The organism is Propionispira raffinosivorans DSM 20765 (genome assembly GCF_000381065.1).
GTDB lineage: Bacteria > Bacillota > Negativicutes > Selenomonadales > Selenomonadaceae > Propionispira > Propionispira raffinosivorans.
The window spans coordinates 82,530-99,457 of record NZ_KB905853.1 but is presented as its reverse complement, the minus strand read 5'-3'; the positions used below and the strand labels follow the sequence as shown (position 1 = coordinate 99,457).

General features: G+C 38.1%; 17 protein-coding genes, 1 tRNA gene, 1 rRNA gene and 1 other annotated feature. All 19 genes read left to right on the top strand.

Annotated elements, in window-relative coordinates:
* Nucleotides 1–147 precede the first annotated feature (147 nt).
* The 19 genes from rrf (at nucleotide 148) to secF (ending at nucleotide 16,755) form a co-directional block, all read left to right on the top strand.
* A 5S ribosomal RNA gene (rrf, locus tag F606_RS0112395) occupies nucleotides 148–264 on the top strand.
* A gap of 4 nt (nucleotides 265–268) precedes the next feature.
* Nucleotides 269–344, top strand: a tRNA-Asn gene (locus F606_RS0112390).
* A gap of 109 nt (nucleotides 345–453) precedes the next feature.
* Nucleotides 454–670 (top strand) — a binding site (T-box leader).
* Nucleotides 671–721: 51 nt separating this feature from the next.
* Complete coding sequence (tyrS, locus tag F606_RS0112385) at nucleotides 722–1,939, top strand: tyrosine--tRNA ligase (RefSeq protein WP_019554215.1); 1,218 nt, start codon at nucleotides 722–724, stop codon at nucleotides 1,937–1,939.
* A gap of 69 nt (nucleotides 1,940–2,008) precedes the next feature.
* Complete coding sequence (locus F606_RS0112380; protein ID WP_019554214.1) at nucleotides 2,009–2,743, top strand: YebC/PmpR family DNA-binding transcriptional regulator; 735 nt, start codon at nucleotides 2,009–2,011, stop codon at nucleotides 2,741–2,743.
* A 167-nt stretch (nucleotides 2,744–2,910) separates the two neighbouring features.
* The gene (gene ruvC, locus F606_RS0112375) at nucleotides 2,911–3,405 is read left to right on the top strand and encodes a crossover junction endodeoxyribonuclease RuvC (RefSeq protein WP_019554213.1); all 495 of its coding nucleotides are present in this window, start codon (nucleotides 2,911–2,913) and stop codon (nucleotides 3,403–3,405) included.
* Nucleotides 3,406–3,600: 195 nt separating this feature from the next.
* Entirely contained in the window at nucleotides 3,601–4,194 is a 594-nt protein-coding gene (gene ruvA / locus F606_RS0112370; RefSeq protein WP_019554212.1) for a Holliday junction branch migration protein RuvA, read from the top strand.
* A gap of 2 nt (nucleotides 4,195–4,196) precedes the next feature.
* Nucleotides 4,197–5,204 (top strand): Holliday junction branch migration DNA helicase RuvB, encoded by a 1,008-nt coding sequence (gene ruvB, locus F606_RS0112365; RefSeq protein ID WP_019554211.1) that lies wholly within the window; start codon nucleotides 4,197–4,199, stop codon nucleotides 5,202–5,204.
* A 27-nt stretch (nucleotides 5,205–5,231) separates the two neighbouring features.
* Nucleotides 5,232–5,822 carry an epoxyqueuosine reductase QueH gene (locus F606_RS0112360; RefSeq protein WP_019554210.1) on the top strand — a complete coding sequence of 197 codons (591 nt, stop codon included), beginning with the start codon at nucleotides 5,232–5,234 and terminating at the stop codon, nucleotides 5,820–5,822.
* A gap of 17 nt (nucleotides 5,823–5,839) precedes the next feature.
* Nucleotides 5,840–7,165: a SpoIID/LytB domain-containing protein gene (locus tag F606_RS0112355; protein WP_019554209.1), complete on the top strand. Its 1,326-nt coding sequence runs from the start codon at nucleotides 5,840–5,842 to the stop codon at nucleotides 7,163–7,165.
* A 27-nt stretch (nucleotides 7,166–7,192) separates the two neighbouring features.
* A complete protein-coding gene (gene queA / locus F606_RS0112350; protein ID WP_019554208.1) occupies nucleotides 7,193–8,233 on the top strand; it encodes a tRNA preQ1(34) S-adenosylmethionine ribosyltransferase-isomerase QueA in 1,041 nt (346 codons plus the stop codon).
* A 221-nt stretch (nucleotides 8,234–8,454) separates the two neighbouring features.
* Nucleotides 8,455–9,783 carry a purple acid phosphatase family protein gene (locus F606_RS0112345; protein WP_019554207.1) on the top strand — a complete coding sequence of 443 codons (1,329 nt, stop codon included), beginning with the start codon at nucleotides 8,455–8,457 and terminating at the stop codon, nucleotides 9,781–9,783.
* Between the two features lie 42 nt (nucleotides 9,784–9,825).
* Nucleotides 9,826–10,965: an aldo/keto reductase gene (locus tag F606_RS0112340; RefSeq protein ID WP_019554206.1), complete on the top strand. Its 1,140-nt coding sequence runs from the start codon at nucleotides 9,826–9,828 to the stop codon at nucleotides 10,963–10,965.
* Nucleotides 10,966–11,299: 334 nt separating this feature from the next.
* Nucleotides 11,300–12,412, top strand: a complete 1,113-nt coding sequence (gene tgt / locus F606_RS0112335; protein WP_019554205.1) for a tRNA guanosine(34) transglycosylase Tgt — start codon at nucleotides 11,300–11,302, stop codon at nucleotides 12,410–12,412.
* 80 nt (nucleotides 12,413–12,492) lie between these two features.
* The gene (yajC, locus tag F606_RS0112330) at nucleotides 12,493–12,777 is read left to right on the top strand and encodes a preprotein translocase subunit YajC (protein ID WP_019554204.1); all 285 of its coding nucleotides are present in this window, start codon (nucleotides 12,493–12,495) and stop codon (nucleotides 12,775–12,777) included.
* A 34-nt stretch (nucleotides 12,778–12,811) separates the two neighbouring features.
* On the top strand, nucleotides 12,812–13,396 hold the full coding sequence (locus tag F606_RS0112325) for a 5-formyltetrahydrofolate cyclo-ligase (protein WP_211210072.1): 585 nt from the start codon (nucleotides 12,812–12,814) through the stop codon (nucleotides 13,394–13,396).
* A 40-nt stretch (nucleotides 13,397–13,436) separates the two neighbouring features.
* The gene (locus F606_RS0112320; protein ID WP_019554202.1) at nucleotides 13,437–14,144 is read left to right on the top strand and encodes a PP2C family protein-serine/threonine phosphatase; all 708 of its coding nucleotides are present in this window, start codon (nucleotides 13,437–13,439) and stop codon (nucleotides 14,142–14,144) included.
* An 18-nt stretch (nucleotides 14,145–14,162) separates the two neighbouring features.
* Nucleotides 14,163–14,513 (top strand): hypothetical protein, encoded by a 351-nt coding sequence (locus F606_RS0112315; RefSeq protein ID WP_019554201.1) that lies wholly within the window; start codon nucleotides 14,163–14,165, stop codon nucleotides 14,511–14,513.
* 93 nt (nucleotides 14,514–14,606) lie between these two features.
* Complete coding sequence (secD, locus tag F606_RS0112310; RefSeq protein WP_019554200.1) at nucleotides 14,607–15,851, top strand: protein translocase subunit SecD; 1,245 nt, start codon at nucleotides 14,607–14,609, stop codon at nucleotides 15,849–15,851.
* Nucleotides 15,838–16,755: a protein translocase subunit SecF gene (gene secF / locus F606_RS0112305; protein ID WP_019554199.1), complete on the top strand. Its 918-nt coding sequence runs from the start codon at nucleotides 15,838–15,840 to the stop codon at nucleotides 16,753–16,755. The genes secD and secF overlap by 14 nt, the downstream gene beginning before the upstream one ends.
* Nucleotides 16,756–16,928 lie beyond the last annotated feature (173 nt).

The following is a 16,928-nucleotide window of genomic DNA, read 5'->3' as shown; positions in this document are numbered from 1 at the left end:
CTAATAGGTCGAGGGCTTGACTTAAAGCCAGAACGAAAACTAAAATGCGAACATTTCTTTCTTCTGTATAGTTTTGAGAGAACAAACTCTTAAGATAAAGCGATCTGAGGCGAAAGCTAAGGGCAGCACTATCTAAAAAAAAGAATATCTGGTAGTGATAGCCAAGTGGACCCACCTGTTCCCATACCGAACACAGTAGTTAAGCACTTGAACGTCGAAAGTACTTGGGTGGAAACGCCCTGGGAGGATAGAAAACTGCCAGTTTTATTCCTTGATAGCTCAGTTGGTAGAGCAATCGGCTGTTAACCGATCGGTCGTAGGTTCGAGTCCTACTCAAGGAGCCAGTTTCTTAAGCACTTAATGAATTCTTAATAGCGTTTATTAGGTGCTTTTTCTATGTCATAAAAGAACTTGATTCTCTATAGTAAATTTGTTATAATAAGCGTCATATATTAAAATGTGATGATGAGGAAGAGTAAATGTATTTAGTTTAGCAGAGAGCTATGGTGTGGTGTGACATAGCAAGCTAAAACATTGAAATACACCTTTGAACTGTAAGCTGAAATTTAGTAGGCAGATCCGGCTGGTCGCGTTATAGGCTGCAAAGTTATATTTGCTTTGGCAAATTAAATTTGGGTGGTACCACGAGTGAATATTACTCGTCCCTTTTCGGAGGGACGAGTTTTTTTATTTTAAAATAATACATAATGGAGGAAGAAATATGAGTGTTTTTGATACGCTAAAAGAACGTGGCTTTATTGCTCAGGTAACGCATGAAAATGAAATTCGTGAATTATTTGATAAAGAGAAAGTGAGTTTTTATATTGGCTTTGATCCGACGGCGGATAGTCTTCATGTCGGCCATTTTTTAGGCATGATGGTCATGGCTCATATGCAGCAAGCTGGACATCGTCCTATTTGTTTGATTGGCGGGGGCACAGCAACAGTAGGCGACCCTTCTGGTAAAACGGATATGCGCAAAATGATGACGGATGAGGTTATTGCACATAATTGTGAATGCTTTAAAAAACAAATGCAGCGTTTTATTGATTTTAGTGATGGAAAAGCACTTATGGTTAATAATGGTGACTGGCTTAAAAAATTAAATTATATTGAGATGCTTCGCGACATCGGACCACATTTTTCCGTCAATCGCATGCTTACAGCTGAGTGCTATAAACAAAGAATGGAAAAAGGGTTAACTTTTTTAGAGTTTAATTATATGATCATGCAAGCATATGACTTTATGGAACTCAATCATCGTTATGATTGTAAATTAGAAATGGGTGGCGATGATCAGTGGTCTAATATTATCGCTGGCGTAGAGTTGATTCGTCGTAAAGAAGCTAAAGCAGCATTTGGTTTAACATTTACTTTACTTACAACCAGTGAAGGTAAAAAAATGGGTAAAACAGAAAAAGGCGCTTTATGGCTTGATCCAGCAAAAACATCGCCTTATGAGTTTTATCAGTATTGGAGAAATGTTACGGATGCAGATGTTGAAAAATGTTTAGCACTTTTGACATTTTTACCGATGGAAGAAGTGAAACGTTTGGGATCACTTCAAGATCAAGCCATTAATGATGCAAAAAAGGTTTTGGCATTTGAAGTTACAAAACTCATTCATGGCGAAGCCGAAGCATTGTCGGCACAGCAGGCCACAGAAGCACTTTTTAATGGAACTGGAAATTTAGATAATGTACCAACCATTGAACTTTCAAAAGCAGATTTTGGCTTGAAGTTATTGGATATTTTGGCACGTGAAGGTGTTTTTGCTTCAAAAAGTGAAGGACGACGTTTAATTCAACAAAATGGTTTATCACTGCAAGACGAAAAAATAACAGATGTTGATTTTGCTTTAAGCAAAGAATTATTCATAGAAGAATCTTTACTTGTCAAAAAGGGAAAGAAAAAATATTATCGTTTGGTTATCGCTTAAATTTTGCGAAAATAAAACATATATGATAGAATAACTAAGTTAGTTTAATAAAAAGGAGCGGTTACTTTTATGTCAGGACATTCTAAATGGGCAAACATTAAACGTAAAAAAGGGGCAAATGATGCGATTCGTGGTAAAGTTACAACGAAGATCGGCCGTGAAATTACTGTTGCAGTAAGAATGGGTGGTAGTGATGTTACTGGTAATATGCGATTGAAATTAGCTTTGTCAAAAGCGAAAGCGAATAATATTCCCAAAGAAAATATTCAAAGAGCGATTCAAAAGGGTATGGGTGCCGCTGATGGCAGCAGCTATGAAGAATTATTTTATGAGGGCTACGGACCTGCTGGTTCGGCTGTTATGATAGATATATTGACGGATAATCGTAATCGTACCGCAGCTGATATCAGACATTTGTTTTCTAAAAATGGTGGTAATCTTGGTGAAACAGGCTGTGTGGGCTGGATGTTTAAGAAAAAAGCTGTGTTCATTGTGGATAGAGAAAGCTATGATAAAGAAGAGGAACTTATGCTGTTGGTCTTAGATGCTGGTGCCGACGATTTCAAAGCAGAAGATGATTCGTTCGAAATCATAGCTGCTCCAGAGGATTTTGAAGCAATTGCGAAAGTTCTTGAAGACAATAAAATTGAAACGGTAGAAGCGGAAGTTACAATGGTTCCAGATACTACTGTGAAAATTGAAGGAAAAGATGCAATAAAAATGATGAATCTTATTGAAGCACTCGAAGAACATGATGATGTGCAAAATGTTTATTCGAATTATGACATTGATGAAGAAGAATAAATAACAATAAACCCTCACTTTGATTTATTCGAAAATTAAAGTGAGGGTTTATTGTTTTCTGTTGTTTGAATTCGTTGCATATGATATGATAGAACATATGGTCTTAAACTTTTGCGTGATGTTAGATTGAGGTAAAAGAATTTAGTTTGAGGAATAGGAATTTAAATATGTTGGTTTTAGGTATTGATCCAGGAACGGCGATTTGCGGCTATGGCTTAGTAGAAATGCAGGGTAATCATTTACGGGCAATTGATTATGGTGCCGTGCTTACAAGTCCTAAAAGTAAACCGGAAGAACGCTTATTGAAGATCTATAATGAAATAGATGCTCTTATCTTAAAATATAAACCGGATGTCATGGGCGTTGAAGAACTGTTTTTCAATCGAAATGTAACCACGGCGATTCCCGTTGGACAGGCACGTGGTGTCGTACTTTTGACGGCAGCAAAACATGAAATTGAATTGGTTGAACGAACACCGCTCCAGGTAAAACAGGCCGTTGTTGGCTATGGACGGGCAACGAAAGATCAGGTTATTTTTATGGTACAAAAACTTTTGAATCTGCCCAAAGCACCCCATCCCGATGATGTTGCCGATGCCTTGGCAGTCGCTATTTGTACAACCCATTGCATGAACAGTATTGTGTGGAGAAATAAACTTTAATTATTTAAAGTTTCTATATATGATGCAACTTATATAACAGAAAATGCAAGGGTAGGACAAATGATATTTGTTTTATCGTTGCTATTTTTTTAGAAGAGCTAAAGTGCAGAATTCGCAAAAAAACACATTATGATATATAATAATACACAGTGCTTTGTCGGATTGATGCAGCTAAGTAAGGAGGCGGTATGTTATATGATAGGATATTTAAACGGAAAAATCAGCCATTTATTGATTGATTATTGTTTAATAAACGTGAATGGAGTCGGGTATCGCGTTTTTATAGCCGGCTCAACAAGAGCCAAACTGTCCGTGGGCAGTACGGTTACTTTATTTACATATTTGAATGTACGTGAAGATGCAATGCTTTTATATGGATTTTATACGCAGGCAGAATATGATTTGTTTCTTAAACTTTTATCGGTTTCTGGTATAGGTCCAAAAGTAGCATTGGGGATGATGTCGGCGATTACAGTAGAAAACCTCTCGAAAGCAATCCAACAGAAACAAATTGGTGTATTAACGAAACTTCCTGGAATTGGGAAAAAATCAGCTGAACGTTTAATTTTAGAACTTAAAGATAAAGTGCAAACTGCAGATGATGTTGTTATGTTCGATGTGATTGATACTGGGGATGGTGGAACAGATGTCATTTCTGAGGCAAGTCAGGCTTTATTTGCACTAGGGTATACGCAGGCAGAAATAGCGCCATTGCTGCGTAAGGCAATGGATTTTAAAACAGTAGAAGATGTCATTAAATTTGCATTAAAGGAATTTGCTAGGAGGTAGCAATGGAAGATAAAGACGAACGGATTGTTGTGGGCGATGAGCAGAATGTTGATCAATGGCAATATAGTTTAAGACCAAAAAAGTTTATGGAATATATCGGGCAGGATAAAGTAAAAGAAAATCTGTCTATTTTTGTCCAGGCTGCCTTATCTAGAGGCGAACCTTTGGATCATGTGCTTTTATATGGTCCACCAGGCCTTGGTAAAACTACCTTAGCCGCTATTATTGCGAATGAATTAGGCGTCAATTTTCGTGTAACCTCAGGGCCGGCTATTGAAAGAGCGGGAGATTTAGCCGCATTATTGACAAATCTGGGTGAAAAAGATGTTTTGTTTATTGATGAAATTCATCGTTTGTCACGAAATGTTGAAGAAGTATTATATTCGGCCATGGAAGATTTTGCGCTCGATATTATTATTGGTAAAGGCCCAAGTGCAAGGTCTATACGACTTGATATAGCACCGTTTACTTTAATTGGTGCAACGACAAAAGCGGGTGCCTTGGCAGCGCCGTTGCGCGATCGTTTTGGGGTTATTTCTCGTCTTGAATATTATGAACCCGATGCCCTTGTACATATTATTAAACGGGCAGCAGAAATTTTAGAGATTGCAATTGAAGATCGTGGTGCCATTGAAATAGCAAGGCGTTCACGTGGGACACCACGTATTGCAAATCGACTATTGAAACGGGTGCGGGATTTTGCTCAAATTACCGCAGATGGAATTATTACGGATGATATAGCCGATAAGGCTTTGGTGATGTTGGAAGTTGATAAAATGGGACTGGATCATACGGACCGTATGCTGCTTAATGCGATGATCCACAAATTTGCTGGCGGACCCGTTGGTTTGGATACAATCGCGGCAGCCATCAGTGAAGAAACCGATACAATTGAAGATGTGTATGAACCATATCTCTTGCAATTAGGGTTCATAAATCGGACACCACGTGGTCGTGTTGCTACTATAGCAGCTTATGAACACTTGAATATTCCTTATCCGAAAGATTAATTATGGCGTAAAAGAGGTTTGATTAAAATGAAAATATTACTGCATATGTGTTGTGGTCCATGTTCGTGTTTTCCAGTACAGAGGTTGCGTGAATTGGGACATGAATTAACGGGCTATTTTTTTAATCCGAATATACATCCTTATAAAGAATTCAGGCATCGCTTGGAAACGGCAAAAGAATTTGCTGAAAAAGTTAACCTGGACATTATTGTGGATGATACCTATCAATTGCGGGAATTTTTAACGAAAGCTTTGACTGCAGAAATAGTGCCGAATGGTCGTTGTCAAATGTGTTATACCTGGAGGCTTCGTCAAGCCGCCAAATTTGCCAAAGCGAATGGCTATGATGCATTCACGGCGTCGTTGTTTGTAAGCCCCTATCAACAGCATGATGTGATGAAAAAAACAGCAGAGACCATTGCCATAGAAGAAGAAATCTCTTTTTTTTATGAAGATTTTCGTCCTGGCTGGCAAACGGGTGTTGATCTAAGTTTGCAAATGGAACTTTATCGTCAACCTTATTGTGGCTGTATTTTTAGCGAGGAAGAACGTTATAGCAAGGCTTGGCGGAAAAAGAAAAAACAAGAACAAAAACAATTAGAAAGTTTAACATCGTAAAAGTGGGGGATTCTATCATGAAAATAGGGAAACTTATTATATGTTTGCTTTTTATATTGGTATGGATGCCTTTAACCTCAGAAGCTAGTGTTCAGGGTGCGAGGCAAAGTCCAGACGTGAAAATTGGTTTATGGGAGAAACAATCGAGCATATTTGTATCAGCGGATGCACCCTTTGTTCTTTTAGATTCGGATACTCACAAAATTATCAAAAAATATGATGCGAATGTAAAACTGTTCATTGTATTTAAAAATAAACAACTCTTTTTAAATGATCAGCCCTTAAAAAGTCAAAATATAGGAATTGAATTAGAAACTCCGGATGAAGATAAAGGGATCGAAATAAATAAGAAGAGCTATCGTGGAACAATGGAAATCAATGCTGTGATAGGTGGTATGACGGTAATTAATAAAATTTTACTGGATCAATACCTATATAGTGTAGTTCTTGGTGAAATGCCCGATTCATGGTCTGCTGAAGCATTGAAAGCACAGGCTGTAGCAGCACGGACGTTTGCTTTATATAGTTTACATAAACATGAAGAGGATGGTTTTGATCTGTGTGCCACGACACACTGCCAAGTATATACTGGTAAAAAAGCTGAAAAAGCAAATACGATCAAAGCAGTTGATGACACGACCGGTATAGTTATGTTATATAATAATAAGCCGATTTATGCACCATTTCATACGACTTCAGGTGGTTATACCGAAAATAGTGAGGATGTTTGGGGTACTTACCTGCCATATTTACGTTCCGTTTTAGATGATGACGCCCAGGCACCAAATCATCATTGGCAACTGGATATAACACCATTGGAGATTCAGAGAAAACTGACTGCCGTTGGACATCCTATTGGCAATTTGCAGGCAATTGAGCTTTCACCATTGCAAAAATCAGGACAAAATGCAGCGGATCGAACCGCAACTGGTCGTATCAAAACAATACGTTTTATAGGTGATAAGGATATTGTAAGGCTTACCGGAAATCAAGTACGAAATATATTCTCTTTAAAAAGCACATTATTTGATATCAGTATGATTGTACCAGCTGATAAAAAAATTGATGTTCCTTTGGGGGATTATTATAAAAAAGAAATAAAAGTAGAACTGCCGCCTTATCAAGAAAAAAACTTCATTACGGATACGGAAAATATCCGCCGTGTCCATGGTCGGACCGGTGAATTTATTTCATTTTCGGGCTTTGGCTGGGGTCATGGACTTGGTTTGTCACAATGGGGCGCAAAAGCCATGGCTGAAAAATTTGCTGTTAACAAAAATGGTGATTTTAAAGATATACTAAATCATTATTATAAAAATATAGAAATAAAAAAAATCTATTAAAAGTTCATTAAGGGAGTAAATACTACTATGTTATTGTCAGATTTTGATTACAATTTACCAGAAGAATTAATTGCTCAAACACCATGTGAACCGCGAAATCATTCTCGGTTAATGGTACTTGATAAAACCGCTAAAACGATTGAACATCATCACTTTTATGATTTAAAAGATCAACTCGTTCCTGGCGATACTTTGATCTTTAATGATACCAGAGTAATGCCAGCACGGCTCATTGGTCATCGTGAAAGTACTGGCGGGAAGGTTGAAGTTTTCCTACTGCGGCGTATCAATGGCGACGAATGGGAGACTTTGGTTAAACCGGGAAAAAAGGCATTGGCTGGCAATATTATTTCCTTTGGGACAGAGCTTTCTTGTGAAATCATGAGTCATACTGATTTTGGTGGACGAATTGTAAAGTTTCACTATAAAGGTATTTTTGAAGAAATTTTGGATCGATTGGGTGAAACACCACTGCCGCCTTATATCCATGAGGAATTAGCCGATAAAGAGCGGTATCAAACCGTTTATTCTAAAGAAAAAGGTTCCGCGGCGGCACCGACAGCTGGACTGCATTTTACGACAGAAATGCTAGAAGAATTAAAAGCTATGGGCGTGAACCTTGGTTTTGTTACCTTGCATGTTGGTCTTGGCACGTTTCGTCCAGTAAATGTTGAAAAAATAGAAGACCATGTTATGCATAAAGAATATTATTGTGTACCAGAGGAAACCGCAAAATTAATATGCGATACGAAGGCGCGAGGGGACCGAGTCATTGCCGTCGGGACTACTTCGATACGTACCTTGGAATCTGCGAGTGAGAGCAAAGGCTTCATCGAAGCAAAAAGCGGCTGGACCGAAATCTTTATTTATCCAGGTTATGAATTTAAAATTGTCGATGCTATTATTACAAATTTCCATTTACCAAAATCAACCTTATTGATGTTGATTAGTGCCTTTTCTGATAAGGAATTTATCTTACAAGCCTATGAAGAAGCCATTAAAGAAAAATATAGATTTTTCAGTTTTGGTGATGCGATGATAATACTAAACCAAAAAATTAAAAAATAGTTGAACCCCCTGTTCTTATTGAGATTCAGGGGGTTTTATTTTTTAGCGATTAAATAATAAAAATATTCTTGACATAGACTGAACTCTAAGTGGTAGGATAGAGATATAAAAAATATACGACATCTTTTGTTTCGCGATTCTTATGCACACATTTTTATAAAAATTCATTATAAATTACTACGACGTAGTTTGGAAGTGAAATTAAGGTGGAATAGTAAGCTATGAATATAGAAAACAACAAATTATCCCGGCGTAAATTTGTTAAGCTTATGAGTGGAATTCTTGTAGGTGCTGCTGGGGTGTATACCTTTATACCAGGAGTTCGATCCTGGTCAGAGCAGGCGGTTCAATCAGCAAAAACGATTGCGGGGCATTATCTGCCAATGGGGGACATGGATGCGGTCGCGGTTCGACAGATTATTACAAAAGATAGTGCGGTTTCACGAACAATTATGTGGCAGTCTGACTTTCCTGAAAAGGCGGCTGTTGTAGAATATCGCACAAAAGGAGAAGAAGCTCTAAAATCAAGTACGGCAACGGATGAGGAATTTTCTGATGACAAAACAACGACTTATATACACGTGGCAGAATTAGATAATTTAAACCCAGGTGAAGAGTACGAATATCGCGTTGGTGATGACAACAAGCGTAGTGATTGGCATGGTTTAAAAACGGATGCTGGGCTCGCCTTTAAAGCTTTGATTTTTCCAGATTCACAGTCGAGTGATTATAGTGATTGGAAAAATCTTGCGAAATTTGCCCAAAAAGCGAATCCTGATGCGGCATTTTTTGTTAATATGGGCGATTTGGTCGATAATGGTGAAGACCATACCCAGTGGCGGGCTTGGTTTGACGGCGTTGCTGGTATGATAGATACGATTCCACTCGTACCGCTTTTAGGAAATCATGAAACATATAATCTGGATTGGAAGGTCCGGATGCCGGAGGCGTATCTCCATCTTTTTTCTTTGCCGCCAAATGGCTTTCCTGAAAGACAGAACCAGTTTTATTCTTTTGACTATGGATTGGTACATTTTATTGTTTTAAATACGCAGTTTGATGAAATGGAGCAGTTTCAGCCGGGACTATTTGAAATTCAAAAAGAATGGTTTGTGAACGATCTTACGCAGACCACGAAAAAATGGAAGGTCGTTTTAATGCATAAAGATGTATTGATTTATAAATTTAAAACCCGGCAAAGCGATAGACAATCCGGTATATCAGACATTGGGAAATATTGGATGCCGTTATTTGATGAATATAACATTGATGTGGTACTTACGGGACATCTTCATACGTATCGTCGTCGTGAGCGCTTATATAATTTCCAGCCGAATGAGCGTGGACCACTTTATATTCTTACTGGGGTTGCGGGGAATGTCCGTTATCCGAATCTATGGGGGGATCATCCTTTTGACAAGGTAGTTGCTCCACAGCCAGAAACGGATAATTATATGACATTAGAGGTTGATGAAAAAGTTTTGCGATTACAGTCATTTTTACCATCGGGTGAAGAAATCGATCATGTGGAGATAACAAAAAATGTGTAATGCACTCCGCTAAAATAACAGAATTTTGAAGGGAATGTTTGTATGCAAACAAAAAAGCTAGGCTTTGGCTTTATGCGCCTGCCAGTACAAAGTAAGGAAGATCCGACTCACGTTGATCTGGATGCATTAAATAAAATGGTCGATACTTTTTTGAGCAGAGGATTCACCTATTTTGATACAGCTTATATGTATCATGGTGGAAAAAGTGAGATCGCTATTCGGGATGCTTTGGTTAAACGTCATCCAAGAGACAGCTTTACCTTAGCTGATAAGCTGCCAACTATGTTTTTGAAAAAGCAGGAGGATCAAGAACGGATTTTTGCTGAACAGTTAGAAAAATGTGGTGTAGAATATTTTGATTACTATCTGCTGCATAACTTAGGTGTGACAAATTATGCAACAGCGCAAAAATTTAATAGTTTTGCTTTCATTTTAGCGAAGAAGGATGAAGGGAAAATTAGACAGATTGGCTTCTCTTTTCATGATAATTCCGATTTATTAGATGAAATATTGACGACACATCCTGAAGTGGATTTTGTCCAATTGCAGATTAATTATCTTGATTGGGAGAATGAAAGCATTCAGTCAAGACGATGCTATGAAGTCGCCAGAAAACATAATAAACCGATTGTTGTTATGGAACCAGTAAAGGGCGGGATGCTGGCAAATGTACCGGCAAAGGCAGCAAAATTATTTAAAGACTATCAGCCAGATCTTTCAATACCTTCATGGGCTATTCGCTATGTGGCCAGTCATGAGGGAATTATGATGGTGTTAAGCGGCATGTCTGATCAGGATCAAATGTTAGACAACACGGGTTATATGCAAGAATTTAAACCGTTTACACAAACTGAATATGATATTTTAAATAGGGCTGTTGCAATTATTAATGAATCAATTGTTATTCCCTGTACAGCTTGTCAGTATTGTGTAGATGGTTGTCCAAAACATATAGCTATTCCAAAATATTTTGCCTTATACAATACGGAAAAACAGTCTGCGAGCAATGCTTTTTCTATACAAAGAGTATATTATGATAATTATACAAAAGTAAACGGAAAGGCCTCAGATTGTATTGGCTGCAAAAAGTGCGAAAAAAGTTGTCCGCAGCATATTGAGATTATAAAATATTTAAAGGATGTGGCGGCTACATTTGAAGTGGAAATTCCTTCGCGTAGTTGAAAAATAAAAGGCAAGAAAGTTAAGCACATTGATCGGATTGCTTCCGTTATGCGCAGAAAAAAATAGTTTGTGCAGGTTTTGAAATCTGTGCAAACTATTTTTTTGTTTATGGAAAAATAACTGAATTATAGCTTGCTTTCGCGGAAAGATTGAAAAAAACGCAACTTACTGTTATACTTTTCTATTATGTATAGAAAAAGTTTTTCGTTTTAGTAAAGAGCGGAATGGTTTACACTATATTTTAGTAAATGCAGAGAATTGCGTTTAAATATAACATTGTGGGTGCACGTTTTTATGATCGAGTAAACCGCAAAATTGAGTTGGGGGGCTTATTTTGACAGCAATAAAATATGAATTGATTAAAGAGTGTTCAAAAACAGGAGCGCGGGCGGGGAAAATTCATACACCGCATGGTTCATTTGATACACCAATGTTTATGCCGGTTGGTACACAGGCATCGGTTAAGAGCGTATCGCCGGAAGAGTTAAAGGATATGGGCGCAGGGGTTATTTTAAGCAATACGTATCATTTATTTTTACGCCCCGGTGAAGATCTTGTCAAGGAAGCGGGCGGATTGCACAAATTTATGAACTGGGATCAAGCTATTTTAACAGATAGTGGTGGATTTCAAGTTTTTAGTTTGGGCGATCTTCGCAAGATTACCGAAGATGGCGTTACCTTTCGTTCCCATATTGATGGTTCTAAAAAATTTTTATCGCCGGAAGTAGCGACTAAAATACAGATGGATCTTGGCGCAGATATTATCATGGCTTTTGATGAATGCGTTCCGTATCCAGCTGATCACGACTATACAAAACAATCGACGCAGCGGACGACAAGATGGGCGAAACGTTGTAAGGATACGCTGACTCGTACCGATCAAGGACTATTTGGAATTGTTCAAGGCGGCATGTATAAAGATCTTCGTACGATGAGTGTGAATGATTTAAAAGAGATGGACTTTCCCGGCTATGCAATTGGTGGGTTAAGCGTTGGGGAACCAAAAGAGCTTATGTATGAGATACTAGAACATACGGTTTGCCAGCTGCCAAAAGATAAACCACGCTATCTTATGGGGGTTGGTACACCGGACTGCTTAGTTGAAGGTGTTGAGCGGGGGATTGATATGTTTGACTGCGTATTCCCAACTCGTGTAGCCAGAAATGGTACAGCAATGACCTGGACGGGTCGACTTGTTATAAAGAATGCGGAATATACTCGCGATTTTAGACCAATTGATGAGCAGTGTGGCTGTTATGCCTGCCGTAATTATTCGCGAGCCTATATTCGTCACCTAGTTCGTGTCAATGAGATTTTTGGCCTTCGGTTGATGACAATCCATAATTTGTATTTTTTATTAGAGTTTATGCGAAAGATGCGTGAAGCAATTCTGGAAGACCGTTTTGTTGAGTTTCAAAATAAATTTTTAGCGAATTATATTCATTAAACAGGAACTATATGAAATTTGTCGAATTTAACCTTTATAGCTGAATATAATTAAACCAATTTGGAAGGAGTTTTGTAGATATGGATCCTGAAATGATGGGAATGCTTGCATCCTATGGTCCGATTGTGATCATGGTCATTATTTTTTACTTTCTTTTATACAAACCACAAAAGAAAGAACAAAAACGTCGTAAAGAGATGCTCGACAATATCAATAAAGGTAATCGCATCATGACCGTTGGTGGTATTTATGGTGAGATTACGAGCATTAAAGATAATATTGTCACTGTGAAAATTGCTGATAAAGTCGAAATTGAAGTTGCAAGATCATCAATTAATGCCAATGTTTCACAAGAAAAGAAATAAAAAATATACCATAGAAGACTGTGATTTTATGAACATGGCTTTAGAAAAGAAAGCTTTGCGGAAGTGCGTTTTACAAAAACGCCGCAAGTTAAGTCAAACAATTGTACATAGACAAAGTGATATTGTGTTTGAACAATTAATAGGTTTATCTGTTTATAAAAAAGCACGGTGCATTATGTTTTATGCAGCAATGCCGGATGAAGTACAAACCGATAAAATGATGCGTTATGCTTTGCAAGATGGTAAACAAATATGCATTCCTTATATTCATGATAAAAATGGTTTGATGGATGCAGTATTTGTTTTTGATGTCGATCAATTGAGTAAAGGTGATTTTGATATCTTAACGATAAATTCACATGATATGGAGTTTGCCAATCCAGAGGATATCGATTTGATGATTATACCAGGTGTTGCCTTCGATACAGCTGGTTATAGACTTGGTATGGGGGCAGCCTTTTATGACCGTTTTATCATGCGGGCAAATCAAGCTTTTTGTTTGGGCATTGCACTTGATTGTCAAATCGTTAACAAAGTCCCAATTGAAGAACATGATTGTTCAATGGATGCGATATTGACAGCAAGTGGTTTGATAAATTCTAAAGAAGGCAAAATGTAAAATTTACATTTTGCCTTCTTTCTGATAGGCGGAGATTGATATGGAAATAAAAATGGCAATCGCAAAAACTTCAAAATATGCCGTTGATTATTCTGGTGATGGCTGTGAATTTGCCGAACGACCGCATGGGGGCATATCTGCTATTTTGGCTGATGGACAAGGAAGCGGCCTTTCAGCGCATCATACGAGCAGCTGGGTAATTCATAAAGCTGTATCTTTGATTGCCGACGGGGCACGTGATGGAGCCGTGGCCAGAGCTGTTCATGATTATTTGTATGCAATGAAAGATAAAAAAGTTTCGTGTACTTTGACGGTGCTTAGCGCCGATCTGGAAACGGAAACAATAGTGATCAGCCGCAATTCGAACTGTCCTGTTATTGTGAAGACAGATGATTATCAAACGGTATATGACGATGATGTCAACCCGATCGGGGTACATCGGCATATGAAACCTTTAATTTATGAACTGCCACTGGCAGCAGGAATGTTAATTGTTTCTTATACGGATGGTATACAGGCCGCAGGTCGAAAAAGAGGCGGACCACAGGCAGAATTATCTTATATTTTGAAAATAATCGAAGACAATGCTGTGGAAGATGTTGATTTTATCGCTAAAAGCATTCTAGAGTATGCTTTGCGAATGGACCACGATAAACCAGGTGATGATATGACCGTAGTAGTTATGGGGATATGCGATCAACAAGAGAGCAACAAGATCGGACACGTAAGTATTACTTATCCAGTGTAGGTTAGGAGATGCTTTATTATGTCACTTATAGCTGTGGTTGGAGTATGTGCTTCAGGTAAAACCACATTGGTTACAAATTTGAAAGAGGCTGGTTTTAATGCGTACAATGTGGCGCAAGAACATTCCTGTATTAAAAAATTCTGGAATAAACACCATCCGGATATTTTGATTATGATCGATGCCAGTCTTGCCGCCATCAAAAAACGCCGCATCGTTTACTGGGATGAAAGTCGTCTCACGGCCCAGCATGAACGCTTAAGTGATGCCAAGGCACATGCAGATTTATATATACAAACCGATTCTTTAAGTAAAGAGGATGTGCTTAAAGAAGTTATTGCTTTTATAAAAAAAGCAGAAGCTGCTGTATAAATAGCTGCATTTGGTGAATTGACATACGTATAATGTGACGTCTATAATAGAAACGTATGGTTGAGATTGGAAAAATATTGGAGGGATAAACAGTTGAGGAAAGATAATTTCATTAAGCTTTTGGTTGTCGTTCTTGCGATTATCGGCATATTTAGTTTTTACATATCGCCGTTGGCGTATTCGATCAGACAAGGTCTTGACTTACAGGGCGGAACACATGTTGTTCTCGAAGCTGTAGATACACCAGAAGCAAAGGTAAATGAAGATGCTATGCAGCGTGTAGTCAAAATCATTGAAAAGCGTGTAAATGAACTGGGACTTACGGAGCCAGTAATACAGCGTGAAGGCGAAAAACGTATTATTGTTGAATTGCCAGGGATTAAAGATCCAGATAAAGCAATTCAGGTTCTGGGAAAAACAGCTATGCTGGAATTTCAGGATGAAGCTGGTAATACAGTCATGAACGGTACGGATTTAAAAGATGCGCAGGCGCAAATTGATCAATCAAATCAAAATTTGGTTTCACTGGAATTTAGTGCTGAAGGCAGTGAGAAGTTTGCGGATCTGACAAGCAAGAATATTGGTAAGAAAATTGCAATCCTCCTCGATAAAGAAGTGCTCACAGCACCGAATGTTAAGGAAGCAATTACTGGTGGTAAAGCCGTAATCACTGGCTCTAGAACATTGGAAGAAGCACAGAATTTAGCAATATTGCTTCGTTCAGGCTCATTGCCAGTTAAAGTAAATATCATTGAAACAAGAACTGTAGGCCCGACACTCGGACAAGATTCGAAAGATAAGAGCGAATTTGCTTTTGCGATCGGGATTGGTGCAGTTATTTTATTTATGGTTTTATTTTATCGGTTACCGGGACTTGTTGCCGATATTAGCTTAATGGCCTATGTAATTATGCTGCTCTTTTTATTAAAGATGCTGGATGCAACGCTGACACTTCCAGGGGTTGCCGGGATTATCCTGTCAATCGGGATGGCGGTTGATGCCAATGTTCTGATTTTTGAACATTTTAAAGAAGAGTATCGTTTTGGTAAGACATTGCGTATGTCGATGGATGCTGGCTTTAAGCGTGCGTTCACGACGATACTGGATTCTCATATGACGACCATTCTTGCTTCAGGTGTTTTATTCTTTTTTGGAACAGGAACGGTTAAAGGGTTTGCTATTACATTGGGTCTTGGGACTGTATTGAGTTTATTTACAGCAACGACTTTTACCCAATACATGTTAAAACTTTTATTTGGAGCGAATTTATTTACGCATCCAACGATTTATGGTGCATCCAACCCAACTAAGGTGGTGAATAATAATGCAAAAAATTGATATTATCGGCAAACGAAAATGGTGGTACATCATTTCTCTTGTGATTATTATTCCGGGGATCATCTGTATGTTTACGCGAGGTTTTAATTTGGGGATCGATTTTACAGGTGGTACAATCATCGATTTAAGATTTGATAAACCTGTATCTATTATGGATGTTCGTGATGTTCTTAAAACGTATAAATTAGACAATAGTACAATTCAGCTGGCTGGTGAAGACAGTAGTGCGGCTGTTTCACAAAATGTTATGATACGAACGGTGGATTTGGAAGAAAATGATCGGAAAGCGGTTATGGCTTCGTTAAAAGATTCGCTGGGCAATTATAATGTGCTGCGTGAGGAAAAAGTAGGCTCAACAATGGGGTCGGAACTTATGATACAGGCTTTATGGGCAACGCTGCTTTCATGGCTGCTCATTGTGTTATATATTTCCTATCGGTTTGAGTTTAGATTTGGGATCGCCGCGGTACTCGCTTTAGTGCATGATATTTTGATTGTATTGAGTGTTTTTTCACTTATGCAAAAACAAGTTGATTCTTCTTTTGTAGCGGCACTTATGACAATCGTTGGTTATTCAGTTAATGATACAATTGTTATTTTCGACCGAATTCGTGAAAATTTGAAGCTGCACTTTAGAAAAGGTGGCAATATTGATGAACTTGCTAATACAAGCATTTATCAAACGTTGACGCGTTCTATTTATACCGTATGTACAGTACTGTTTACGACATTAGCATTGTATTATTTCGGTGGAGATACAACAAAAGATTTTGCCTTTGCACTTTTAATTGGTTTTACCTGCGGGGCATATTCATCCATCTTTATTGCAAGTCCACTGTGGGTCACATTTAGGGGCTGGGCTGAAGCGAAACGGGCAAAACAAAAAGCAGCTACGGCAAAATAAAGAAAATAAGATGATTTTTATAAAACACAGGTGCTATCATCGCCTGTGTTTTATTTTTATTCATGGTGAAAAGGATTTTTAGGAAAATATCACGAATGTTTATAAGTTAACGATAGTTTATACGTTGAATTTATATTTTAGATAAAGTGAAAGGGACTGCCTGCATGCAAAAA

Coding starts and splice junctions, on each gene's coding strand:
- tyrS (WP_019554215.1), top strand. CDS start 722: ATGAGTGTTTTTGATACGCTAAAAGAACGTGGCTTTATTGCTCAGGTA.
- F606_RS0112380 (WP_019554214.1), top strand. CDS start 2,009: ATGTCAGGACATTCTAAATGGGCAAACATTAAACGTAAAAAAGGGGCA.
- ruvC (WP_019554213.1), top strand. CDS start 2,911: ATGTTGGTTTTAGGTATTGATCCAGGAACGGCGATTTGCGGCTATGGC.
- ruvA (WP_019554212.1), top strand. CDS start 3,601: ATGATAGGATATTTAAACGGAAAAATCAGCCATTTATTGATTGATTAT.
- ruvB (WP_019554211.1), top strand. CDS start 4,197: ATGGAAGATAAAGACGAACGGATTGTTGTGGGCGATGAGCAGAATGTT.
- F606_RS0112360 (WP_019554210.1), top strand. CDS start 5,232: ATGAAAATATTACTGCATATGTGTTGTGGTCCATGTTCGTGTTTTCCA.
- F606_RS0112355 (WP_019554209.1), top strand. CDS start 5,840: ATGAAAATAGGGAAACTTATTATATGTTTGCTTTTTATATTGGTATGG.
- queA (WP_019554208.1), top strand. CDS start 7,193: ATGTTATTGTCAGATTTTGATTACAATTTACCAGAAGAATTAATTGCT.
- F606_RS0112345 (WP_019554207.1), top strand. CDS start 8,455: ATGAATATAGAAAACAACAAATTATCCCGGCGTAAATTTGTTAAGCTT.
- F606_RS0112340 (WP_019554206.1), top strand. CDS start 9,826: ATGCAAACAAAAAAGCTAGGCTTTGGCTTTATGCGCCTGCCAGTACAA.
- yajC (WP_019554204.1), top strand. CDS start 12,493: ATGGATCCTGAAATGATGGGAATGCTTGCATCCTATGGTCCGATTGTG.
- F606_RS0112325 (WP_211210072.1), top strand. CDS start 12,812: ATGGCTTTAGAAAAGAAAGCTTTGCGGAAGTGCGTTTTACAAAAACGC.
- F606_RS0112320 (WP_019554202.1), top strand. CDS start 13,437: ATGGAAATAAAAATGGCAATCGCAAAAACTTCAAAATATGCCGTTGAT.
- F606_RS0112315 (WP_019554201.1), top strand. CDS start 14,163: ATGTCACTTATAGCTGTGGTTGGAGTATGTGCTTCAGGTAAAACCACA.
- secF (WP_019554199.1), top strand. CDS start 15,838: ATGCAAAAAATTGATATTATCGGCAAACGAAAATGGTGGTACATCATT.